The organism is Actinomycetospora endophytica, from assembly GCF_021026375.1.
Classification (GTDB): Bacteria; Actinomycetota; Actinomycetes; order Mycobacteriales; family Pseudonocardiaceae; genus Actinomycetospora; species Actinomycetospora endophytica.
This window is the reverse complement of the sequence record NZ_JAJNDB010000007.1, coordinates 432,637-455,680: the sequence shown is the minus strand read 5'-3', so window position 1 is coordinate 455,680 and position 23,044 is coordinate 432,637. Positions and strand designations below refer to the sequence as shown.

22 protein-coding genes are annotated in these 23,044 nt (G+C 73.7%); 10 read left to right on the top strand and 12 right to left on the bottom strand.

The genetic code is table 11. The features are described 5' to 3' along the window. Nucleotides 1-74 precede the first annotated feature (74 nt). Nucleotides 75-1,073, top strand: a complete 999-nt coding sequence (galE, locus tag LQ327_RS28455; protein WP_230739245.1) for a UDP-glucose 4-epimerase GalE — start codon at nt 75-77, stop codon at nt 1,071-1,073. Continuing rightward, on the top strand, nt 1,070-1,768 hold the full coding sequence (locus LQ327_RS28450; protein WP_230739243.1) for an HAD hydrolase-like protein: 699 nt from the start codon (nt 1,070-1,072) through the stop codon (nt 1,766-1,768). The genes galE and LQ327_RS28450 overlap by 4 nt, the downstream gene beginning before the upstream one ends. A 7-nt stretch (nt 1,769-1,775) precedes the next feature. On the opposite strand, the gene LQ327_RS28445 is transcribed toward LQ327_RS28450, so the two are convergent. Continuing rightward, entirely contained in the window at nt 1,776-2,918 is a 1,143-nt protein-coding gene (locus LQ327_RS28445) for a DUF4192 domain-containing protein (protein WP_230739241.1), read from the bottom strand. 132 nt (nt 2,919-3,050) lie between these two features. Between LQ327_RS28445 and sthA the strand changes: the two genes are divergently transcribed. After that, on the top strand, nt 3,051-4,481 hold the full coding sequence (sthA, locus tag LQ327_RS28440; protein WP_230739239.1) for a Si-specific NAD(P)(+) transhydrogenase: 1,431 nt from the start codon (nt 3,051-3,053) through the stop codon (nt 4,479-4,481). Nucleotides 4,482-4,522: 41 nt separating this feature from the next. Here sthA and LQ327_RS28435 read toward each other — a convergent pair whose 3' ends face one another. The 4 genes from LQ327_RS28435 to LQ327_RS28420 all read right to left on the bottom strand — a co-directional run bounded on the left by LQ327_RS28435 (nt 4,523) and on the right by LQ327_RS28420 (nt 9,540). Then, nucleotides 4,523-5,650 carry a baeRF2 domain-containing protein gene (locus LQ327_RS28435; protein WP_230739237.1) on the bottom strand — a complete coding sequence of 376 codons (1,128 nt, stop codon included), beginning with the start codon at nt 5,648-5,650 and terminating at the stop codon, nt 4,523-4,525. Between the two features lie 122 nt (nt 5,651-5,772). Further along, on the bottom strand, nt 5,773-6,783 hold the full coding sequence (locus tag LQ327_RS28430; RefSeq protein WP_230739235.1) for an alanine racemase: 1,011 nt from the start codon (nt 6,781-6,783) through the stop codon (nt 5,773-5,775). Then, nucleotides 6,770-8,083: a D-arabinono-1,4-lactone oxidase gene (locus tag LQ327_RS28425; protein WP_230739233.1), complete on the bottom strand. Its 1,314-nt coding sequence runs from the start codon at nt 8,081-8,083 to the stop codon at nt 6,770-6,772. Before LQ327_RS28425 ends, LQ327_RS28430 begins: the two co-directional genes overlap by 14 nt. Next, a complete protein-coding gene (locus LQ327_RS28420) occupies nt 8,080-9,540 on the bottom strand; it encodes an APC family permease (RefSeq protein WP_230739231.1) in 1,461 nt (486 codons plus the stop codon). The genes LQ327_RS28425 and LQ327_RS28420 overlap by 4 nt, the downstream gene beginning before the upstream one ends. A gap of 81 nt (nt 9,541-9,621) precedes the next feature. On the opposite strand from LQ327_RS28420, the gene LQ327_RS28415 reads away from it, so the two are divergent. From LQ327_RS28415 to LQ327_RS28395, 5 genes are all read left to right on the top strand, one after another. Next, complete coding sequence (locus tag LQ327_RS28415) at nt 9,622-10,221, top strand: TetR/AcrR family transcriptional regulator (RefSeq protein ID WP_230739230.1); 600 nt, start codon at nt 9,622-9,624, stop codon at nt 10,219-10,221. A 54-nt stretch (nt 10,222-10,275) separates the two neighbouring features. After that, nucleotides 10,276-11,130 carry a fumarate hydratase gene (locus tag LQ327_RS28410; protein ID WP_230739229.1) on the top strand — a complete coding sequence of 285 codons (855 nt, stop codon included), beginning with the start codon at nt 10,276-10,278 and terminating at the stop codon, nt 11,128-11,130. Beyond that, entirely contained in the window at nt 11,127-11,735 is a 609-nt protein-coding gene (locus tag LQ327_RS28405; protein ID WP_230739228.1) for a Fe-S-containing hydro-lyase, read from the top strand. The genes LQ327_RS28410 and LQ327_RS28405 overlap by 4 nt, the downstream gene beginning before the upstream one ends. Before the next feature lie 111 nt (nt 11,736-11,846). After that, complete coding sequence (locus LQ327_RS28400) at nt 11,847-12,596, top strand: dienelactone hydrolase family protein (protein ID WP_230739227.1); 750 nt, start codon at nt 11,847-11,849, stop codon at nt 12,594-12,596. Then, nucleotides 12,596-12,853 (top strand): DUF6295 family protein, encoded by a 258-nt coding sequence (locus tag LQ327_RS28395; RefSeq protein WP_230739226.1) that lies wholly within the window; start codon nt 12,596-12,598, stop codon nt 12,851-12,853. Before LQ327_RS28400 ends, LQ327_RS28395 begins: the two co-directional genes overlap by 1 nt. 43 nt (nt 12,854-12,896) lie before the next feature. On the opposite strand, the gene LQ327_RS28390 is transcribed toward LQ327_RS28395, so the two are convergent. The 7 genes from LQ327_RS28390 to LQ327_RS28360 form a co-directional block, all read right to left on the bottom strand. Next, nucleotides 12,897-14,072 (bottom strand): aminotransferase-like domain-containing protein, encoded by a 1,176-nt coding sequence (locus LQ327_RS28390; protein WP_230739225.1) that lies wholly within the window; start codon nt 14,070-14,072, stop codon nt 12,897-12,899. A gap of 82 nt (nt 14,073-14,154) precedes the next feature. Continuing rightward, the gene (locus tag LQ327_RS28385; RefSeq protein ID WP_230739224.1) at nt 14,155-15,081 is read right to left on the bottom strand and encodes a pyridoxal-phosphate dependent enzyme; all 927 of its coding nucleotides are present in this window, start codon (nt 15,079-15,081) and stop codon (nt 14,155-14,157) included. Then, on the bottom strand, nt 15,078-16,262 hold the full coding sequence (locus LQ327_RS28380) for a M24 family metallopeptidase (protein ID WP_230739222.1): 1,185 nt from the start codon (nt 16,260-16,262) through the stop codon (nt 15,078-15,080). The genes LQ327_RS28385 and LQ327_RS28380 overlap by 4 nt, the downstream gene beginning before the upstream one ends. A gap of 21 nt (nt 16,263-16,283) precedes the next feature. Further along, nucleotides 16,284-17,618, bottom strand: a complete 1,335-nt coding sequence (locus LQ327_RS28375) for a M20/M25/M40 family metallo-hydrolase (protein ID WP_230739220.1) — start codon at nt 17,616-17,618, stop codon at nt 16,284-16,286. Then, nucleotides 17,615-18,622, bottom strand: coding sequence for a D-2-hydroxyacid dehydrogenase (locus tag LQ327_RS28370; RefSeq protein ID WP_230739218.1), 1,008 nt, complete (start codon nt 18,620-18,622; stop codon nt 17,615-17,617). Before LQ327_RS28370 ends, LQ327_RS28375 begins: the two co-directional genes overlap by 4 nt. Beyond that, nucleotides 18,619-19,959, bottom strand: coding sequence for an MFS transporter (locus LQ327_RS28365; protein ID WP_230739216.1), 1,341 nt, complete (start codon nt 19,957-19,959; stop codon nt 18,619-18,621). Before LQ327_RS28365 ends, LQ327_RS28370 begins: the two co-directional genes overlap by 4 nt. Before the next feature lie 16 nt (nt 19,960-19,975). Then, nucleotides 19,976-21,229 carry an aminotransferase family protein gene (locus tag LQ327_RS28360; protein WP_230739214.1) on the bottom strand — a complete coding sequence of 418 codons (1,254 nt, stop codon included), beginning with the start codon at nt 21,227-21,229 and terminating at the stop codon, nt 19,976-19,978. Between the two features lie 69 nt (nt 21,230-21,298). Here LQ327_RS28360 and LQ327_RS28355 point away from each other — a divergent pair, with 69 nt between their 5' ends. Together LQ327_RS28355 and LQ327_RS28350 are read left to right on the top strand one after the other, a co-directional pair. Next, a complete protein-coding gene (locus LQ327_RS28355) occupies nt 21,299-21,979 on the top strand; it encodes a GntR family transcriptional regulator (protein ID WP_230739211.1) in 681 nt (226 codons plus the stop codon). A 236-nt stretch (nt 21,980-22,215) separates the two neighbouring features. Continuing rightward, entirely contained in the window at nt 22,216-22,980 is a 765-nt protein-coding gene (locus LQ327_RS28350; protein WP_230739208.1) for a PadR family transcriptional regulator, read from the top strand. Nucleotides 22,981-23,044: the final 64 nt, after the last annotated feature.

The window sequence follows — 23,044 nt, the reverse complement described above, 5'->3', positions numbered from 1 at the left end:
CCTCCGTCGCCGTCCCCCACCGGTACCCCGCGCCGCTGATCGCGGGCACAGCCCCGTGCGTCAGACTCGTGGTCATGAAGCTGCTCGTCACCGGAGGCGCCGGCTACGTCGGCAGCGTGTGCACCGCCCACCTGCTCGCCGCGGGCCACGACGTCACCGTGCTCGACGACCTCTCCACCGGTCACCGTGACGCCGTGCCCACCGCCGCCGCCTTCGTGGAGGGCGACGTCGCCACCGCGGCCGACGACGTCCTGAACGGCCAGGGCTTCGATGGCGTGCTGCACTTCGCGGCGCGCTCGCTGGTCGGCGAGTCGGTGGTCGACCCGGCGAAGTACTGGCACGGCAACGTGGTGACCTCGGTGGCGCTGCTCGACGCGGTCCGGGCCCACCGCGTCCCGCGGCTGGTGTTCTCCTCCACGGCGGCGACCTACGGCGAGCCGGAGATCAGCCCGATCACCGAGGACTCCCCCACCCGCCCCACCAATCCGTACGGGGCGACGAAGCTCGCGATCGACCACGCCATCACCTCCTACGCCGCGGCCTCCGGCGGGGAGCTGGGCGCGGTGTCGCTGCGCTACTTCAACGTCGCGGGCGCGCACCGCCCGACCGACGGCCCGATGCTCGGCGAGCGGCACACCACCGAGACGCACCTCATCCCGCTGGTCCTGCAGGTCGCCCTCGGCGAGCGCGAGCACGTCTCGATGTTCGGCGACGACTGGCCGACCCCGGACGGCACCTGCCTGCGCGACTACATCCACGTCGACGACCTCGCCGCCGCGCACCTGCTCGCCCTCGACGCCGCCGGGGCGGACGGCGGCCACCTGGTCTGCAACCTCGGCAACGGCACCGGGTTCTCGGTCCGCGAGGTCGTCGAGGCGTGCCGCCGGGTGACCGGACACCCGATCCCGGCGATCGTCGCCCCGCGCCGCGCGGGCGATCCGGCGGTGCTGGTCGCCTCCGCCGAGCGGGCCCGCACCCGGCTGGGCTGGGCCCCCGAGCGCGGCGACCTCGACGGCATCGTCGCCGACGCATGGGCGTTCGCGCAGGCCATGCGGGTCGGGGCGGGCGCGTGACGGCGGTGTCCGAGGGTCGAGCTCCGCTCCGCTCCGTCTTCCGCCCCCCGCTGGTCATGTTCGACCTCGACGGCACCCTCGTCGACTCCGGCCCCGGCATCCGCGCCTCGATCCGCCACGCCTGCACCGCCGTCGGGCTCGCCGAGCCGACGCCCGAGCAGCTGCGCGCGCTCATCGGCCCGCCGTTCCCGGCGGCGTTCCGCGACATCCTCGGGGTCGACGTGCCCACCGGGGACGCGATGATGACGGCGTACCGGGAGCTCTACGGCGCGAGCGCGATGTTCGACGTGTCGCTCTACGAGGGGATCCCGGAGGCGCTCGAGGAGCTCACCGCGCGCGGTGACGTCCTCGCGGTCACGACGAGCAAGCCCGGGGTCTACGCAGGCGAGATCATCGCGCACCTCGGGCTCACCGACGTCTTCGCCGGCGGGGTGCACGGCGCCGCGATCGACGGCAGTGTCGAGGGCAAGGCCGCCGTCGTCGGGCTGGCGCTCGCGCGTCACGGCGACGGTCCGGTGACCGGCCTGGTCGGCGACCGGAACCACGACGTCGAGGGCGCCCACGCCCACGGGCTGCCCTGCCTGGGGGTGTCGTGGGGCTTCGGCGGCCACGACGAGCTGGCGGCGGCGGGCGCCGCGGACGTCGTCGACAAGCCCGCGGAGCTCCCGGCCGCGCTCGAGGCGCTGCGCCGGTAGCCGGTGATCACGCCGTGAGCCGGGCGGTGGCCTCGGTGGCGGCGCCGACGACCATCTCGCGGACCTCGCTCGGCTGGATGCCGGCCGTGACGATGCTGCCGAGCAGCCGGCTGAGGCGGTGCAGCGGGTCGGCGCCCATGGCGCGCTCGAGGGCGACCGTCAGCGTCGCCCCGCCCCCGTCGTCCAGCGACGCGAACGCGACCAGCGTCGCCGGTTCGGCCACCTCCGGGGCGGGCACGGCGCGCATGAGCACCCTCCAGAGCGCCCGGGCGTGGTCGGGGGCGACGGCGTCGTCGTGCCCGGCGGCGAAGCCCAGTGCGATGTCTCGGACCCGCGGGTCGCCCAGCGCGACCGCGAGCCGCGCGATCTCCTCCTCGGCCAGCACCCCGCCGTTCCCGACCTCCGCCGCCGCGCGCCGGACCGCGTCCAGGTCGCGTCGGGCGGCGCCGATCCCGGAGAGCTCCCGGTCGGTCAGCGCGGCCCGGTAGGCGTCGTCGATCAGGCCCCGACGACGACGGCCGCTCGCCGCGGCCTCCGGGGCGAGCGCGGCCTCCACCTCGTCGCGCGAGCCGTAGGTGATCCGGCCCGCCCCGGCGACCTCGGCGGCCGCCTGCATCCCGGTCGGGTCGGGCAGCGTGCCCACGCACGCGCACTCGTCGTAGCACTGCCAGGGCGCGTCCACCGCGACCCGCGCGGTCCACACCGCGCCCGTCACCGGCACCTCCACCTCCGCGAAGCTCGCCCGCAGCGCGTCGACCAGGTCCGCCTGCGGTGGCCGCACACCCGGGACGCCGTCGGAGACGACGACGATCATCAGCTCGTCCGGCCCGGTGCGCCGCAACCGGTCCCGGAGCGCGGCCGCGAGCAGCCGGTCGGTCTCGGCCGGGTCGTGCGACCCGTCGTCGGCGGGCAGGTCGACGCGGGCCATCCCCCCGACCCGGCCGCGCTCGCCGCGGCGGTGCATCGCCATGGCGACCACCGACTCCTCGGGGACGAAGCCGAGCATCGCCGGGAGCGACGCGACGAGTTCCGGCGGCGTCCCGACCCGGACGACCACCGGCTCGTCGTCGGGACCCGGTGACGGACGGGAGGGCAGGGGACCCGGCAGGCGGCGGGGAGGGATGCGGCGACGGGCTTTGCGGGAGCTCATGTCCTGTCGACTCCGCCCGGCCGCGATCGGATCCACGGATCACCCGGACGGCCGCAGGCGACGACCACCCGTCACCTGGACGTCACGTCGATTGGCTTGCCGTGCTCCGGCGCACGGGTCACGCTCCCGGACGTGACCAGCGCCGATACGGCCCCATCCCCCCGGCACGACTACGACCTGCTCGTCATCGGCTCCGGGCCCGGCGGCCAGAAGGCGGCGATCGCGGCGGCGAAGCTGGGCAGGCGGGTCGCGGTCGTCGAGCGGCGCGGCATGGTCGGCGGGGTCTGCACCCAGACCGGCACGATCCCGTCGAAGACGCTGCGCGAAGCCGTCCTCTACCTGACCGGTTACGCCATGCGGGGGCTCTACGGCGAGAGCTACCGGGTCAAGCAGGACATCACCGTGCAGGACCTGCTCGCCCGCACCCACTTCGTCATCGGCCGCGAGGTCGAGGTCATCCGGGCGCAGTTGCAGCGCAACCGCGTCGACCTGCTCAGCGGGGCGGCCCGGTTCCTCGACGAGCACGCCGTCGAGGTCCTCGGCGAACGCCGCGGTGAGCACCAGACGGTCACCGCCGACAAGATCATCGTCGCGACGGGGACGCGGCCCGCGCGCCCGCCGGCCGTCGAGTTCGACGACCGCCGCGTGGTCGACTCCGACGGCATTCTCGCGATGGAGGCGATCCCGGCGAGCATGGTCGTCGTCGGGGCCGGGGTGATCGGGATCGAGTACGCGTCGATGTTCGCCGCCCTGGGGACGCGGGTCACCGTCGTCGAGCGACGCCCGCAGATGCTCGACTTCTGCGACACCGAGGTCGTCGAGTCACTGAAGTTCCACCTGCGCGACCTCGCGGTGACCTTCCGCTTCGGCGAGGAGGTCGCGAGCGTCGGGGTCTCCGAGCGCGGCACGGTGACCACGCTGGTCAGCGGCAAGAAGATCGCCGCCGAGACGGTCATGTACTCCGCGGGCCGGCAGGGCGTCACCGACGAGCTGGCCGTCGAGAAGGCGGGGCTCGAGGTCGACGCCCGGGGCCGGCTGACCGTGGACGAGCACTACCGGACGTCGTTGGGGCACATCTACGCGGTCGGCGACGTCATCGGCTTCCCCGCGCTCGCCGCGACCTCGATGGAGCAGGGCCGCCAGGCCGCGTACCACGCGTTCGGCGAGCCGGTGGGCAACACGAGCGCTGTGGCCCCGTACGGCATCTACACGATCCCCGAGGTCTCCTACTGCGGCGCCACCGAGACCGAGCTGACCGAGCAGGCCATCCCCTACGAGGTCGGCATCGCGCGGTACCGCGAGCTCGCGCGCGGGCAGATCGTCGGCGACGACTACGGGATGCTCAAGCTCCTCGTGTCCCCCGACAACCATGCGCTGCTGGGCGTGCACGTGTTCGGCACCTCGGCGACCGAGCTGGTGCACATCGGCCAGGCGATCATGGGCTGCGGCGGCACCGTCGACTACCTCGTGGACGCGGTCCTCAACTACCCGACGTTGTCCGAGGCCTACAAGGTCGCCGCGCTCGACGCGACCAACAAGATCCGGGCGCTCCGCGCCATGTGAGTGGATGTGGTCGTCATAGCGACCACATCCACTCACATGGGCTACGCCCCAGTCGGGAACCGCAGCAGCGCGCCGACGTTGTCCTGCAGCTCGGTCCCGGCGCCGAGCACCGCGACGTCGCCGCCCAGGGCGCCGGTCGCCCGCACGAGCACGTTCTCCGCGGGCCGCGAGACCGGCTCCGCGTCCGAGATCTCCTTCAGGTTCGCGGGGTCGGTGGAGAGCGCCTCGGGGCTGTCGCCGACGTACAGGTCGCCCGGGACCTCCGTCCCGTCGACGAGCAGCAGCGTCGCGACCGCACCGGTGCGGGCGGCCTCGAGCACCGGCTCCAGGCCCTCGACGGCGTTCGCGTGCGCCTTGGCCTCGTGGAACTGGCGCCGGACGGCCGCCTCCTGCTCGGTCGCGGCCCGGCCGGCCTCGGTGAGCAGGGCGTCCTCGAGCGCGTCCTCGCTGGCGCCCGCCGCGCGGCTGCCGGCGTCGACCTCGCGGGTGACGTCGAGGAGCTCCTTCGGCAGTTGCTCGCGGATCACCTCGCGGCCCTGGACCTCGCCGGCCAGCACGACCAGCTCCGGGCGGAACGAGGACGCGGCGCTGCGGATGCCGGACACGACGTCGGCGGCGTTCTGGTACGAGGCCTGCTCGTGGCGACGCTGGCGCTGCTTGTGGGCGTTGCCGCCCTCGCGCGGCTTGTGCACCTGCTCGGCCGCCGACCCGTCGATGGTCTCCCCGGTCAGCTCGCGCGCGCCCTCGGCGTTCGACGCGATGACCTGGTGGACGTCACCGCCGGTCTTGTCGGCCACCACCAGCAGCACCCGGATCGAGCCGGACTGCGAGCGGTAGTAGGCCCCGAGCTCGGGCAGCGGCGACCAGATCGCCGAGTCACCGGAGGCGTCGACCGCCTCCACGGTCTCGTCGAACAGCACGCCGTCGCGGGACGCGACGACCACGCGGCCGTAGGCGTCGAGGTCGCCGCCGCGGGCGGTCCCCAGCACCTCGTCGAGCGCGGCGACGGTCTTGTCGTCGGCGCCCTGCTCGGTCAGCGAGTCCGACAGCCCACGCCAGCGCAGCTGGGTCTCCTTGTCGGCGTTCTCGCCCGGGTTGCGGGCCTCGAGGTAGACCGTCGCGAAGGGCCCGGTCCGTTCGAAGAGATCCCGCGTGCGCGACAGGTCCATCCGGCGTTCCTCCTTCTCGTCGCCGCTGGAGGGGGTCCGCGGCGACGGGTGTCGTTCAATGCCTGGGGCCAGCCGTACCCGGTGTGTCCCGTGCGGCATGCGTCGGATCGAACGAGCCGGGATCACCAGCCGCGCAGGTCGACCGGCCAGGTCTCGAGGACCTCGTCGTCGCGGACCAGGTGCATCCGCTCGTGCAGCGCGACGGTCGGGTCGATGTGCGCCGGGACGACGAGCACGCGGTCACCGACCCGGACCGGTTCGGCGGGCGCGAACGTCACGTGCTCGTCCGAGCAGAACCACACCTGACTGCCGGGGATCGTCGGGTTCCCGTGGTCCATCCCCAGGGCCTTGAGCCCGACGTCGGCGACCGCGTAGCCGGGCATCTCGCCGCGCGGCGGCGCCACCGACACGACGGTGCCGAGGACGTGCAGCGCCTGGGCGTACCCGACGCCGGCGGCGGCGTAGGCGGAGTCCATGAGCGCGTAGGACCCGGCCTGCATCTCGGTCACCCACGGGTTCATCGCCGAGGTGCCCGTCCCGCCGCCCGAGACGACCTCGCCCCCGACGTCGGCGTGCGCGGCGAGCAGCAGCGCCATGCACGCCTCGGTGAGCCGGGCCCGCTCGGCGGTGTCCGGCAGCGCCTGCAGGTGGCCTTCGTAGCCCATGACGCCGCGCACCGTCAGTCCGTGGGCCCGCGCGGCGTCCGCCAGTGCTCCGGCGTCGGACGGTGCGCAGCCGCAGCGGGGGAGGCCGACGTTGACGTCGACGAGGACCTCGCGCACCCCGCCTGTCGTCGCTGCCTGGATCGTCTCCGGCGAGTCGACCGCGACGGTCACCCGCGCGCCCCGCTCGACGAGCGCGCCCAGCCGCCGGGTGTCGAGCACCTCGTTGGCCAGCAGCAGGTCCGTGCCGAGCCCGGCGACGACCATCCCCTCGACCTCGCGGATCGTCGCGCACGTGAAGCCCGGCGAGCCGTGGGCGGCCTGTCGGTGGGCCAGCGCCGTCGTCTTGTGTGCCTTGACGTGCGGGCGCAGCGTCGCGCCGGGCCAGCGCGTCGCCATCGCCGCGAGGTTGGCCTCCAGCGCGTCGGCGTCGACGACGAGGGCCGGTGTCTGCAGGTCAGCGCTTCGCACCGGTGGCTCCCAGGATGCGGTCGAGGTGGGCGTTGGCGAACCGGCCCTCGGGGTCGAGCCGGTCGCGCAGCGCGGCGAAGGCGCCGAACTCCGGGTACGACGAGGCCAGCTGGGCCGCCGTCCGGGTGTGCAGCTTCCCCCAGTGCGGCCGGCCGTCGAGGGCGGTCATCACCGACTCGACGGCGGCGAAGTAGGCCTCGTGCGGCCGGCCGCGGTAGACGTGCACCGCGAGGTACGCGGAGTCGCGGCCGCTCGCCGTCGAGAGCGGGATGTCGTCGGCCCCGGCCACCCGGACCTCGACCGGGAAGGTGACGTCGCGGGCGTGCCGGGCGGCCGCCGCGCGCAGTCCGGCCAGCGCCTCGGGCAGCGCCTCCCGCGGCACGGCGTACTCCATCTCCAGGAACCGGACGCGTCGCGGGCTGGTGAACACGCGGTAGGAGCGGTCGACGTACTCGGCGTTCGCCATCTGCCCGGCCATCACGCGGTTCAGGGCCGGCACCAGACGCGGGGCGGCGGACCCGAGGCGGCAGACCAGCTCGAACGCGCCGTTGCCGAGCAGTTCGTCGCCGAACCAGGCCGAGACCGGCCCGCGGGCCGGGCCGCGCCGGCCCTCGTCGTCCGGAACCCGATCGTTGATCTTGGTGGCGGCGAGGTCGGTGTGCGGGAACCAGTAGAACTCGACGTGGTCGTGCGCCGCGGCGAGGTCGTCGAACCCGGCGAGCACCTCCGCCAGCGGCATCGCGCTCTCGCGGGCGTGCAGTCGGAACGCGGGGACGGCGGCGAGCGTGACGGCGGTGACGACGCCGAGCGCGCCGAGCCCCACGCGGGCGTGGTGGAAGATCTCCGGGTGCTCGTCGGGGCTGCACGCGAGCACCGAGCCGTCGGCCGTGACGAGCTGCAGCGCCCGGATCCGCGCGGCGATCCCCTGGTGGGCGGCGCCGGTGCCGTGGGTGCCGGTGGCGACGGCGCCGGCGATCGTCTGGGCGTCGATGTCGCCGAGGTTGGGCAGCGCGAGGCCGCGGTCCCAGAGCCGCTCGTTCAGCGTCCGGATCGTCATGCCGGCGGGGACGGTGACCTCGTTGCCGTCCACCCGAAGGAGATCCGGCGACGACGGTGCCGCGAGCGCGACGCCGTCGGGGACCCCGATCCCGGTGAACGAGTGGCCGGTCCCGGTCGCCTTGACCCGCAGGCCCTCGCGGGCGGCGGCCTTCACCGCCGCCGAGACCTCCGCGGCGTCCCGCGCGACGACGCGGCGCACCGGCTCGGTGCGCTGGTTCCCGGCCCAGTTGTGCCAGGTCATCCGGCCTCCACCACGGTCGTCGTCGGGGTCGTGTCGGGGAGCCCGGCCGTCCCGTCGCGGAGCCGCCGGCGCAGCACCGCCACGTACCAGAGCCCGGCCAGTGCGATACCGCCGAGCACCACATAGTCGGCGGCCCGGAACGCGTCGGGCAGGCTCAGCGCCGCGACCACGACGACGAGCCACACCAGCGCGAGCGTCGCCACCGGGAGTGCCGCGCGGCCGAGCTCGAAGCCGGAACCGCCGTCGGTGCGCAGCCGGCGACGGCGGGCCAGGTAGCCGCCGAGCGTCAGCAGGTACGCCAGGTAGGGCACGAGCGCGGTGGCCCCGACGAGCACCGTGAACGCTTGGCCGTCGAGCGTGCCGTAGCCGAGCAGCAGGAGGCAGACGATCAACGACACCACCAGCGCGGTCACCGGAGTCGCGGTGCGGGGATGGACGCGGGCCATCGCGGTCGAGGCGGGCAGCAGGCCGTCGCGGGCCATCGCGAACAGCAGCCGCGAGTTCGACGCCGCGGCAACCACGAGCAGCGCGAACATCGAGAACACGACGATCACGAGGAAGACCTTCGTCAGCACCGGCCCGAGCCAGTAGCCCGCGATCGCGGCGAGCGGGACCGGGGAGGCCTCGACGGCCGCGAGGTCCGGGATGGCGACCGTGAACCCGATCAACGCCACCAGCCCGAGCACCCCGGAGATGACGGCGGCCGCGATCATGGCCCGCGGCACGGTCCGTCGGGCGTCGACCGCCTCCTCGGCCATGTCCGCGGCGGCCTCGAAGCCGACGAGGGTGAAGATGCCGATGAGGGCGCCCCCGACGATGCCGTCGGCGAGCGGGGTGCCGGGGTTGGTCGTCGTCAGGAAGCCGAGGCCGTGCCCGCCGTCGGGGGTGCTCGCGTGGCCGTGGGCCCACAGGGCGAGCACGACGACCGAGAGCACGACGGTCCCGACGATCTCCGCGAACACCGCCAGGTTGTTCACCCGCGCCGCCCACTGCACCCGGATGATGTTGACCAGGTAGGCGAGGACGATCGCGAGCACGGCGATGACCAGCAGCAGCGTGGTGTCGGTCGCGTCGAGGCCGAGAACAGTGGCGGTGAGCGGGGCGAGCCCGATGAGCGCGATGCCGGGGAGCCCGACCGCGCCGTAGAGCACGCCGAGCGAGCCCACCGCGTAGCCGAACCGGGTGCCGACGAGCCGCGCGCTCCACTGGTAGTTCGCCCCGGCCAGCGGCATGTGGCCGGCGAGCTCGGCGAGGACGAGCACCACCAGGATCTGGCCGACCGCGGCCACCGGCCACAGCCACACCGCCGCCGGCCCGAGGGTGGTCAGGCCGTAGGCGTAGTTGACGAAGATCCCGGTGGTGATCGAGACGACCGAGAACGCGATCGCGAACAGGGCGAACCGCCGCAGCACGCGGGGGAACGCGGTCGCGTAGCCGCTGGTGGTCGTCTCTTCCACGAGCGTCAGCGTGTGGTGTGGGCCATACTGTGTCAAGCGTCTGAGACGGTTGACCAAGTTCGGGGGTGCGCGGTGGCTCGGGTGTCGGCGATCGAGCGGCGCCGCCAGCTCGTGGAGGCGGCGTTCCGGGTGATCGGCGCGGAGGGGTTCGCGGCCGCGACGACCCGGCGGATCTGCGCGGAGGCCGGCGCCCCGGTCGCGACGTTCCACTACTGCTTCGCCTCGAAGGAGGAGCTGCTCGTCGAGCTGACCGAGGCGACGGTCGCGGCGCTGATCGACGCGCAGGCCGGTGGGGTGCTGGTGCGGGGGTCGGTGGCCGAGTCGCTGCGGGCGACGCTGCGCGAGTACTGGGCGACGGTCGAGGCCGACCCGAACCGCGAGGTCGTGCTGACCGGCCTCACCCAGTACGCGCTGCACGAGCCGGCGCTGGCGGGGGTGGCCCGGCGGCAGTACGAGGCCTACCACCGGACCGCGCGCGTGACGCTGGAGTCGCTGGCGTCGGCGTGCGGGGTGTCCTGGCGGCTGCCGGTCGAGGAGCTGGCGCGGATGCTCGTCGTCGTCACGGACGGGGTGGTGATCGCGTGGCTGGTGGACCGGGACGGCGCGGCCGCCCGGGCGTCGTTGGACGCGTTCGCCGACGCGCTGGCGGGCTTCGCCGTGTCAGCGGTGGCCCATCGCTGACATCGGCCCGGCACCCGGGGTGCACGACGACGGCCCGTGCGGTACGCCTGAGGGGTGCCGGAGCTGCGGACCGTCGACGTCGCCGAGATCGAGGACACCGTCCGGAAGCTCTGCGTCGAGGCCAACCACGAGCTGCGCGCCGATCACGTGGCGGCGCTGGAGCGGGGCCGGGCGGCCGAGGAGTCGCCGATCGGGCGCGAGGTGTTCGACCGGCTGCTCGAGAACGCGCGGGTCTCTGCGGCCGAGCGGATCGCGTTCTGCCAGGACACCGGGTACGCGGTGGTGTTCCTGACGCTCGGCCAGGACGTGCACCTCACCGGCGGCTCGCTGGCCGAGGCGATCGACCGCGGCGTGGCCGACGGGTACCGCGAGGGCTACCTGCGCGCCTCGCTCGTGCGCTCCCCCGTCGACCGCGTGAACACCGGGGACAACACCCCGGCGATGGTCCACTACGACATCGTGCCCGGGTCGGCGATCGAGCTGACGCTGCTGGTCAAGGGCGCCGGCTGCGACAACATGTCAGCGCTGCGGATGCTCACCCCGGCGGCGGGCGTCGAGGGGATGAAGCAGTTCGTCGTCGAGACCATCGAGAAGGCCGGGCCGTCCGCGAGCCCTCCGGTGACCGTCGGGATCGGGATGGGCGGCACGTTCGACCGCGCGGCGGTGCTGGCCAAGCGCGCCCTGACCCGCGACCCCACCGGCTCGCCGTCGCCGGATCCGAAGCTCGCGGAGCTGGAGGCGGAACTGGTCGACGCGATCAACGCGACCGGGATCGGGCCGGCCGGGTTCGGCGGGACGGTGACGACGGTGGCCGTGCACGTCGAGTCCTACCCGACCCACATCGCCGCGTTCCCGGTCGCGATCAACCTGGACTGCCACTCGCACCGGGTGCGGAGCGTGACCCTGTGACCGGCCCTGGAGACGTCAGCGATGGGGCACCGCTGACGCCCAACGACAGCAACTCCACATCCTCGATCCGGCTCCCGCTCGAGGAGACCACGCTGCGTGAGCTCCGCGCCGGCGACTCCGTCCTGCTCTCCGGCACCGTCTACACCGCCCGCGACGCCGCCCACGCCCGCTTCGCCGAGGCGATCGCCGCCGGCGAGCCCCTCCCGTTCGACGTCGACGGCGCCACCATCTACTTCGTCGGCCCCACCCCGGCCCGCCCCGGCCACGTCATCGGCTCGGCCGGGCCCACCACCGCCAGCCGCTGCGACGCCTACTCGCCGATGCTCGTCGAGCGGGGGCTGCGCTCCATGATCGGCAAGGGCCGCCGCAACCAGGCCGTCAAGGACTCGATGCGCGCCCACGGCTGCATCTACTTCGGCGCCATCGAGGGCACCGCCGCGCTCCTGAGTCAGTGCATCACCAGCGCCGAGATCATCGCCTACGAGGACCTCGGCGCCGAGGCGGTCCGGAAGCTCACCATCGAGGACTTTCCCGCGCTCGTCGTCAACGACGTCCACGGCGCCGACCTCTACGACGACGGGCCGGCCCGCTGGCGCCGGCGCTGAAGCCGACGCAAACCGGACCTACGCCGCCCCGACCCGGCCGGCGTCGTCGTGAAGTGCTCTGATCGGGAATCGAGCGGTGCCGCCGGCACCGACGAGGAGGGAGTACTCGCCATGAAGTACGACGCCGTCCTGGCCGAGACCGTGGGCATCCGAGGACACGGCGACGACCTCATCGAGGCCTACAGCGCACGACCGATGGACGCCGCCCCGCACAGCGGCATGATCGTCATCCACCACATGCCGGGCTACGACGCGGAGACCAAGGAGATCACCCGCCGCTTCGCGACGATGGGCTACTCCGCGATCTGCCCGAACCTCTACACCCGCGAGGCCCCCGACGCCGACCCCGACGACGCCGCGGCCACCGCCCGCGCGAACGGCGGGGTCCCGGACGAGCGCTTCGTCGGCGACGCGAAGGGCGCGGCCGCCTGGCTGCGGGCGCTGCCGAACGCGACCGGGAAGGTCGGCGTCATCGGCTACTGCTCGGGCGGGCGCCAGGCGGTGCTGACCGGCATCGAGGTCGACGTGCAGGCCGCGGTCGACTGCTACGGCGCGCTCGTCATCGAGACCCCGCCGGAGGGCTTCCCGCTGAAGGTCAGCCCGTTCCCGGAGCGCATCAAGGACCTCGGCGCCCCCCTGCTCGGCCTGTTCGGCAACGACGACGCGCACCCGGCGCCGGACCACGTCGACGAGCTGGAGAAGCTGCTGCAGGAGAGCGGCAAGACCTACGAGTTCCACCGCTACGACGGGGCAGGCCACGCGTTCTTCGCCGTCGACCGGCCGTCCTACCGGCCCGAGGCCGCCGTCGACGCCTGGGGCCACGTCGAGAACTTCCTGGCCGAGCACCTCGGGGCGTCCTGATGTGCACCTACTCCACCGAGAAGGTCGCGCTCGACCGGTCGTCCGGGAAGACCCGTGACGGCTGGCAGTCGATGTCCGAGGCATCCGTCTACTACGACCACCCGGTGCACGCCCCGGACGCGCACACCGTCAACATCGACTTCCTGAACCCCGACCGCGGGCCGTCCTCGCGCATCGCCGTCGAGCTCTCGCTGGACTCGGCTCGCGAGCTGCTCGCCGCGCTGCAGACGACGGTGGAGCGGGCCGAGGAGCACTAGCGTGCTTGTGAGTGGATTTGGTCGTTCCAGCGACCAAATCCACTCACATGGCGGCAGCCAGGCGGCCTACTCCGACATCGGCCCGCTCCGGATCCGTCGTCGCGAAGCACAGCCGCAGCGCGTCGGTGAAGTGCCCGGCCGGGGAGAACGCCTGGCCCGGGATGTAGGCCACGCCTTCGGCGAGCGCCGCCGGGAAGAGCTCCTGGGTGTCGACGCCGGGCAGGGTCACCCAGAGGAAGAACCCGCCGTCGGGGTCGGTCCAGCGCGCCCGGTCCCCGAGGTGACGCGACAGCGCCGCCTGCATCCCGGCCTTGCGCTCCCGGTACACCGCGCGCTGCGTCGCGAGGTGCTCCGTCAGGTACCCGCCGGCGAGGAACCGCGCGACGAGCCGCTGCGCGGGCATGTTCGCGCAGGTGTCCATCGCCTGCTTCGCGTTGATCAGCAGCGGTGACAACGACGGGTCCGCGTCGACCCAGCCGCACCGCAGTCCGGGCGCGACCGTCTTGGAGAACGTGCGCACCGAGAACACCAGCGGGTCGCCGCCGGCCACCGCCCGCAGTGACGGCACCTCGGTCCCGGCGAAGCGCAGCAGGGCGTACGGGTCGTCGTCGATCACCATCGAGCCCCAGCGCCGCGCGAGCTCGACCAGCCGTTCCCGACGCGGTGGCGACAGCGTCGTCCCGGCCGGGTTCTGGAAGGTCGGGATCGTGTAGATGACCGTCGGCGCCCGCCCGGCCGCGGCCACCGCCTCCTCGAGCGCGTCGACGTCGAGGCCGTCGGCGTCGGTCGCCACCTCGAGCAGCTCGGCCCCGTAGGACAGCGCGACCGCCGACCCGCCGGTGTAGGTCGGCGACTCGACGACGACGAGGTCGCCCGGGTCGACGAAGAGCTTGCAGGCGAGGTCGAGCCCCTGCATGCCACCGGCGGTGATCGTCAGGCGGTCGTCGGTGGTCTCGTCGGAGGTGCCCCGCAGCGACTCGAGCAGGGCGCTGCGCAGCATCGGGTCGCCCTCGGTGGCGGCGTAGTCGTACGACGACGGGCGGGTCAGCTCCTCGGCGGCGAGCGCGGCGAGGACCTGCGACGGGATCGAGTCCGGGGCCGGACTGCCCATCGCGAACCGGACGATGTCGTGGGTCTGCGCCGCGAGCAGCGAGGTCGACGAGTCGATCACCGACCCGACGAGTCCGTCGGTGCGGGCGGCGAACGGGAGGGTGATCACGAGGGCTCCTTCTGCTGCGACGTCCACTTCGACTTCTTCGACGTCCCGACGACGGGGGCGGTGGCCGGTTCGGGTGGCGACCTCACGACGGGTCCGCCCGTCCGGTGAGCAGCAGCGCCACGCGCATCCCGGCGAACTCCCCGGCCCGGCCGACGAGCAGCGCGAGCCCGGCCGCGGCGGCGGGCTCGACGGCGTGGCCGAGCGCGTGCAGCCGGTCGGTCGCGGCGACGATGGCGTCCTCGTCGACCACCTCGACGCTCTCGAGGACCTCCCGGCACACCGCGAACGTCACCGCGTTGTCCGGGCCGAGGTCGCCCATGAGCGAGGTCGCGACGGTGTCGATCTCCGGCACCGACACCGGATGGCCGGCGGCCAGGGACCGGGCCATCGCGGGCGCCCGCTCGGCGGACACCCCGACCACCCGGGTCCGCGGCGCCAGGGCCCGCAGGGCCAGCCCGACGCCGGCCGCGAGCCCGCCGCCCGAGACCGGGACGAAGACCGCGTCGTACCGCTCCCCCACTTCCAGCCCGAGCGTGCCCTGGCCGGCCACCACCTCGGCGTGGTCGAACGGCGGCACGAACACCTCGCCGTCCCGGACGGCCGACGCGGCAGCGATCGCCGCGGTCTGGTCGGCGGCCGAGGCATCGACCTCCGCCCCGGCCTCCGTGAGCGCCCGGACCCGAGCCGCCGAGACCGACGACGCCACGTACGCCCGCACCCGCAGGCCTGCCCGTGCGGCCACCGTCGCGACCGCCCGCGCGTGGTTGCCGGTGGACGCCGTCGTGACCCCGGTCGCGCCGCGCTCGGCCGCAGCGAGCACCGCGTTCGCCGCCCCACGGATCTTGAAGCTGCCGCTCGGCTGGCGGTACTCGCAGACGAGATCCACCGTCACGCCGAGCTGGTCGGAGAGGACGTGGCTGGGCCGCAGCGTCACCGGGTCGGCGACCGTCGACACCCGGGCGACGGCGGCCTCGACGTCGGCGACGGTGGGCAGGAGCTGTGCCGTCACGCCGTCACCACCAGCTCGCGCGGCAGCGTCGTGAGCGGACGCGGGCCATCGTCGGTGACGTGCACCGTCTCGGACAGCGCGTACCCGAGGTCGTCGAGCCAGACCGCGACCATGAGGTGCAGGACGTGCCCGTCGACGAGAACCGTCCGGTCCCCCGGGGCCAGGCTGATCGTGCCCTCCATCCAGATCGTCTTCGGGAACGAGATGCCGATCGAGTAGCCGATCCGCGCGGCCTTGGTGATCCCGAACGGCGCGACGACCTTCCGCCACGCCGCCTCGACGTCCTCCGCGCGCGCCCCGACCCGCATCGCCTCGAGGGCTGCGGCCATCCCGTCGGTGACGACGCCCTCGACCCGGCGGTAGCCCGGCGACGGCTCGCCGAGGTGGAAGCTGCGGGAGAGCCCGGCGGCGTAGTTGTGCCGGTGCCCGCCGAGCTCGACGTACACCGGGCCCGGGCCGTACGTGCCCTCGCGCCAGCGCAGGTGCGGGTTGTTCGTGTTGTCGCCCATGGCCATGTAGGGCTGGGCCGGTGTGGAGCCGATCAGGTCGCCGGTGCCGCGCACGAGCGCCGCGTAGACCTCGGCGGCGACGTCGGCCTCCCGCGCGCCGGGTGTGATCGCCTCCCGCGCGACCTCCATCGCGGCGTCGCTGATGGCGGCGGCCTCGGTGATCACCGCGATCTCCGCCGGGGTCTTCACCGCCCGCACCCACTCGACGAGGCCGTCGGAGGACGCGACTGACGAGCCCGGGAACGCCGCGCGCAGGATCTCCAGCTCGCGCGGGGTCAGCGTGCCGTCGAGCTCGACCCCGATCCGGGCGCGCGGGATCCCGCGCTCGGCGATCGTCGTCGCGACCACCGAGAACGGGTGCTCGCCGCGCGGTCCGTCGTTGATGCAGGACTCGGGATAGCCGACGAGCTCGTCGTCGGAGAGCCACGTCGTGACCCGGGCGCCCTGGACGTCCATCGCGCGCAGCACCAGCACGATCTGGGCGGTCGGGTCCACCGGCACCAACAGCGCCTGCGGGACGTAGAACGAGTACGCGTCGTAGCCGGTCAGGTAGAAGATGTTCTTCGGGTCGGTGACGACGAGCAGGTCCAGCTCGTCGCGGGCGGCGGCCTCGCGCACCCGGGCCAGGCGGCCCGCGAGCTCGCCACGGTCGAACGGCACGGTCGGGGTCATCGACGCACACCTCCGGCTGGATCAGGACTGGGAGATCAGCTCGGTCCACATCGCCGTGGACAGCTCGAGACTGCGCAGGTCGACCCGCTCGTCGGGGCCGTGGAACATCCGCCGGAACTGCTCGGGCGTGGCATGGCCCGAGTGCATCGAGAAGCCGTACACCTCGGCGCCGGCCCGGCGGAAGTAGTCCGCGTCGGTAGAGGCGGTGATCATCCCGGGGACGAGCCGGGTGCCCGGGACGAGCGCGTCCGCGATCCCGGCGATCGTGTCGCGCAGCGGGCTCGCCACCGGCGAGGTCGTGGTCTCCAGCCGGTGGCGCCACACCACGTCGACCCGATCGGTCAACGGTCCCAGGGCCCGGGCGATCTCTGCCTCGACCTGCGCGCACGTCTGCCCGGGCAGGATGCGCGCGTCCACGTCGATCTCGACGAGGTCCGGGATCGCGTTGATGACGACGCCGCCCCGGGCGCCGGTCGGGGTGATCGTCAGGTGGGTGCACGCGTGGGCGTGGGCGGCGAGCGCCGGGTCGCCGGTCGCCTCGGCGGTGGCCAGCACCGTCGCCGGATCCAGCAGGCCCGCGGCGAGGTCGGCGTCGAGGCCCATCGCGGCGACCCAGGCCTCCCACTCCGCCGGGATCGACGGCGCCACCCGGTGCTCCGCCAGCCGGCGCACCACCTCCGCGGCGGTGACCAGCGCGTTGTCCGCCCCGTGGGGCATGGCCGCGTGCCCGGCACGGCCGTGCACGTCGAGGCGCAACCACGCGGAGCCCTTCTCCGCGACCGCCCACGAGAGCGCCGGCACCGGACCCGTCGTCAGCGGCCACCCACCGCCCTCGGTGACGATCCGGTCGGCCATCACCTCGTCGCGGTGGTGGTCGAGCAGGTAGCGGGTGCCGTGGTCGGCGTGGCCCTCCTCGTCGGCGGCCGCCACGAACACGATGTCCCCGCGCGGCCGGATCCCCCGACGGGCGGCGAATCCGGCCCGGCGCATCGCCACGGCCATCGTGGCGGTGGTGTCGAGCATGTCGATCGCCCCGCGGCCCCACACGATCCCCTGGTCGACCTCGCCGGCGAACGGATCCCGCGTCCAGTCGGCGTCCGTCGCGGGCACGACGTCGGTGTGGCAGACCAGCCCGAGCGACGGCGCCGTCGGGTCACTTCCCCGGAGCCGCGCGACCACCGAGCGCCGTCCGGGCGCGGCGTCGACGACGGCGGTGTCCACCGCGTCGCCGAGGAAGGCGCGCAGCGTGTCCGCGGTGCGCACCTCCTGCCCGGACGCCACGTCGCCGGTGTTCACGCAGCCGTTGCGGATCATCGTCGTGAGCAGCTCGACGACCTCGCCGGTCGCCGCGCTCACGAGCCCACCCCCGGCACGAACCCGCCGTCGAGGTCAACCACGTTCGCCAGCGGCCGGCCGTCGAGGAACCGCTCCATCTGATCCACGAAGAGCGCCGCGAGCGTGTCCCGCCAACCGATCACGTCGCCCGAGCAGTGCGGCGAGATCAGCACGTTCGGCGCCGCAAAGAGCGGGTCGTCGGGCGGGAGCGGCTCGACGTCGGTGACGTCGAGCGACGCGGCCCCGAGCCGGCCCGCCTGCAGGGCGTCCACCAGCGCCGCGGTGTCGACGATCGGCCCGCGCCCGACGTTGACCAGGTGCGCGCGCGGCGACATCGCGGCCAGCACCTCGGCGGAGACCATCCCGCGTGTCGCGGGGGTCAGGGGCGCGGTCACGACGACGTGGTCCGCGTCGCCCACCACCGCGTCCGGGTCCTTCGCCAGCTCGGCCGCACCGACGACCTCGTCGAAGTCCGGGTCGGCCTCCCGCGACGACCGTGCGACCCCGCGCACAACCACCCCGACAGCACGCAGCAGCCGCCCGGTCGCGCGCCCCAGCGCCCCGGTCCCGACGACGACGGCCCGGGTGCCGGCGAGGCGGGCGTTCTCGCGGTAGTGCCAGCGGTGCGCGTCGGTGTCGCGGACGGTGGTGGCCAGGTCCTTTGCGCGCGCGAGCAGCAGGGCGAGGACGTACTCGGCGATCGGGCCGTCGAACACCCCGCGGCTGTTGGTGACCACCACCCCGGAGGCGCGCAGCTCCGGCGTCATGACGTGGTCGACGCCCGCGGCCGCGACGTGGATCCACCCGAGCCGGTCGGCCCGGTCCCAGGCCGACCCGAGCGCCGCCGAGAAGTGGTCCCACATCAGGAGGGCGTGGGCGCCGGGCAGGGCGTCCGCGAGACCCTGGGCGTGGGTGTGCCGGATCGCCAGGCGGCCGTCGAGCCGGTCCAGACCCGCGGGCGGGTCCAGACCGGGAGCCGAGAGGACGACCAGCACCGACCCGTCGTCGGGAACCTCCGAGCTCACGCGGCCACCGGAGGAGCCTCGACGGCGCGGGGGATCTCCGTCCCGCGTAGTGAGCAGCCGCGGGTCTCGGGCACGAACCACAGGGCCACCATCCCGACGACGAAGGCCACCATCATCACGTAGGCCGGGATCAGCTTCGACCCCGTCGCGCCGATGAGGGCCTCGCTGACCGCGGGCGCGGTGCCGCCGAAGATCGCGGTGGCGATGTTGTAGGCGGCCGCGAACCCGACGTAGCGCACCTGGGTCGGGAACATCGCCGGGAACGTCGACGAGATCGTGCCCAGCTGCAGCGTGTAGATGACGCCGAGTACCGCGAAACCGACCAGCGCGCCGACGAAGCCCTGCGCCATGAGCAGGTACATCGGGACCACCAGCACGAACATCCCGATCAGCGAGATCCACCAGAGCGGCTTGCGCCCGATCCGGTCCGACCACGCCCCGGCCAGCGGCAGGAAGATGATCATCGCGGCCTGGCCGATCGCGATGAGGAGGTCGGTCGCCCCCGAGCCCATCCCGATCGTCTCCTGTAGATAGGTCGGGGAGTACGTGAGCAGGGTGTAGTTCGCGACGTTGAGGGCGACGACGAGTCCGCCCAGCATCAGCAGCGGGCGCCAGTAGAGGCGCACGAGGTCGACGAGGCGTGTCCGCGCCGACTGCTGGACGCGGCCCTGCTCCTCGAGCTCCCGGAAGACCGGGGTGTCCTCGAGCCGGGACCGCAGGTAGAGCCCGACCAGGCCGAGCGGCAGGCCGAGCAGGAACGGGACGCGCCAGCCCCATGCGGCCATGGCCTCGGAGCCGATCGACGCCTCGGTCACCCCGACGACGATGATCGCCAGGGTGAAGCCGGACAGCGTCCCGACCTCGAGGAAGCTGCCGAAGAACCCGCGGCGGCGGTCCGGGGCGTACTCGGCCATGAACGTGGCGGCCCCGCCGTACTCGCCGCCGGTCGCGAAGCCCTGCACCATCCGCAGGATCAGCAGCAGGATCGGGGCGAGCACCCCGACCGACGCCGCGGTGGGCAGCACCCCGACCAGGAACGTCGCGGCGCTCATCAGCAGGATCGTCATGGCCAGCACGGCCCGCCGCCCGACCCGGTCGCCGAGCGCGCCCCAGAAGATCCCGCCGAGCGGCCGGAGCACGAAGCTCACCGCGAAGACGAGCATCGAGGCCAGCGTGGAATATTCGCCGGGGAAGAACGCGTCGCCGATCTGCGTGGCGACGTAGGCGTAGACGCCGTAGTCGAACCACTCGGTGGCGTTGCCGATCGCGGACGCGGCGATGGCGCGGCGGACGAGCGTCGGGTCGGCCTCGACCGTTCCGGTGGGGCTCTGGCTCATGGGAGGGCTCCCGGGATCAGGTGACGCGTCGGTCGAGAGCCGTGCGGATCGTCGTCGCGATGTGGTCGACCTCGTCGTCGGTGACCACGAACGGCGGGCAGATCTGCAGCGTGTTCTCGTGGATGGCGCGCAGGATCACGCCCTCGTCGGTGACGTCGGCGGCGACCGCAGCCCCGTCGACGTCCGCGCGCAGCGCGACCCCGGCCAGGAAGCCGGCGCCCGAGCGCACCTCGGCGACCAGCGGGTGGTCGCGCAGCGGATCCAGCACCTTCGTCAGCACGTCCTCGGCGGCCGCGGCGCGGGCGACGAGCTCCTCCTCGGCGAGGATGTCGAGGTTGGCCTCGGCGACCGCGCAGGCGGTCGCGTGCCCGGAGTAGGTCAGGCCGTGGCGGAACATCGGGGTGTCCGGCGTGTCGGCGAAGAAGCGGTCGGCCACGCGCGGCGCGACGAGGACCGCGCCGAGCGGCGCGTAGCCGCTCGTCAGGCCCTTGGCGAGGGTGATGACGTCGGGCTGCAGTCCCCAGCGGTCGCTGGCGAACCAGTGTCCGGTACGTCCGAAGCCGGTGATCACCTCGTCGGCGACGAACAGCGCGCCGATGTCGTGAGCGAGGGCCTGGAGCCCCTCGAGGTAGCCCTCGGCCGGGCCGTGCACGCCGCCGGTCCCGATCACGGGTTCGGCGACGATCGCGGCGATCCGCTCCGGGCCGATCCGTTCGATCTGCGCCCGGGCACCGTCGAGGTCGTTCGTCGGGATGCGCGCGGTGTCCGGCACGAGCGACGGCGAGCCGTACCCGTCGCGGTTGTAGGGCAGCCCCGCGATGCTCGTCCCGAGCCCGTGCAGGCCGTGGTAGGCGCGGTCCCGGGAGACCAGCACGGTGCGGGTGGTGTCCCCGGAGAGCTGCGCGTGGCGCAGAGCGAGCTTGCAGGCGAGGTCGACGGAGTCGGACCCGCCGCTGGTGAGCATGACCTTGGCGCCGTCGACCGGACCGAGCGCTGAGAGCCGGTCGGCCAGGCGTAGTGCCGGCTCGTTCGCGAAGCGCCCGAAGCAGTGGTAGGTCTCCAGCCGGCACATCTGGTCGTAGGCGGCGCGGGCGATCCGCTCGCGCCCGTGCCCGACGTTGGTGTGCCAGAGCCCGGCGGTCGCGTCGAGCAGCCGGCGGCCGTCGTCGGTCGTCACGTACGCGCCGTCGCCGCCGGCGATCGTCAGCCGGGTCCGCGCCGTCGTGGGCATATGTGCCTGGCCGTGCCAGAGGGCCTCACCGAGCGTCATCCGCACCTCCCTGGAGGCTCGAAACTGTAAGACAGTTCAGCAGTGAGGCACAAGGACTAGAGTAGCGGCGTGCGAGTCGACGAGGGACTCACGGCCGGGATGACGGTGCGGCGCACCACCACCGCGCAGCAGGTCGCGGACGGGCTCGCGGAGCGCATCCTCGACGGACGGATCTCGCCGGGCGCCCGACTGCGCGAGAGCGCGATCGCGACGGATCTCGGGATCTCGCGGCCGACCGTCCGCGAGGCGGTGCGAGCCCTGGAGCTGCGCGGACTGGTGCGCTACGAGATCAACCGGGGCGCCGTCGTCATCTCCCCGACCCCGGAGGAGCTCGCCAGCCTCTACGCCGCCCGCGCCGAGCTCGAGGTGGCCGCGGTGGCCTCACCCCGTCCGCCCGAGGCGCTCGCCCGGGTCCGGGCGGCGCTCGAGGACCTGCGCGAGGTGGCCGCAACGCACGACCCGGAGCTGATCGTCGAGCGCGACCTCGCCTTCCACGCCGCGCTCGTCGGGATGCTGGGTGTGCGCCGGCTCGACGACTTCTACGCCCAGCTCACCCAGGAGCTGCGCGTCTACCTGCTCGTCCTGTCGGTGTCCGACCGCGAGTACGAACACTCCGACGCGGTCGTCGCCGAGCACGCCGAGATCGTCGACGCGCTGGACTCCGGCGATCCGGCACACGCGGCCGCCGTCGTGCGCCATCACGTCGAGGCGAACGCGGCGCGGTTGACGGAGATCCTCTCGCGGGGCTGACCCGCGTCGGCGAGTGTGACGAGCGCCACATCGCTTTGCGAGCGCTAACGATATATCGTTGAGCCATCGCCGACAGTCGGCGACATCAATCGAGAGGAACACTCACCATGTTCAACACCCATGAGCGCCCGGAGCGGGCGCACCGACACGGCGGCCCGGGTGGGCCGCACGAGCACCGAGGCGAGCCCGGCGGGCCGCGACGCGGTGCACGCCGACGGGGTGGCCCGTTCGGCGGAATGGACTTCGGTCCCCCCTTCGACGGCCCGTTCGGCCCGGGGGGTCCCCGTGGCCGCGGACGCGGTCGGGGTCGCGGACCGGAGGGCGAGGGGCCGCACGACGGTCCGGGTCCCGACGACAGCGGCCAGTTCCCCGGCCCGTGGGGTCCGGGAGGGCCGCGCGGACGTCGGGGTGGTCCCGGCGGTCGCGGTCCCGGTGGCCGCGGCGGCCACGGTCACGGCCCGGGTGGTCGCGGCAAGGGCCGGCGCTCGCGGGGCGACGTCCGCCTCGCCATCCTCGCGCTGCTGCGTGAGGAGTCGCGCCACGGCTACCAGATCATCCAGGAGATCTCCGAGCGCTCCGGCGGCTCGTGGAAGCCCAGCCCGGGCTCGGTCTACCCGACCGTCTCGCAGTTGGCCGACGAAGGCCTGGTCCACACCGAGAAGGAGTCCGGCCGCACGGTCGTGCACCTGACGGAGGAGGGCAAGCGCTACACCCAGGAGCACGCCGCCGAGCTCGACGCGGTGTGGTCGCAGGTGGAGGCGGGTGCGAACGACGGGTTCACCGATCTCCGCACCGCGGGTCGTGGACTGGCCGGCGCCGTGGCGCAGGTCGCCCAGGTCGGCACGAACGAGCAGGTCACGCAGGCGACGAGCATCCTCGACGAGGCCCGACGCAAGCTGTACCTGCTGCTCGCCGAGGTCGATCCCGCTTCCGGGGCCGACAGCGACGACGACGAGCCCGAGGACGACGGGCCGGAGGGCCCGGTCGCCGAGACGACGTGACCGCCGGTCGCGCCGCCACATCGGTGAAACCTCCCCGTCACGTGACGTCACATGGCGCTCCTAC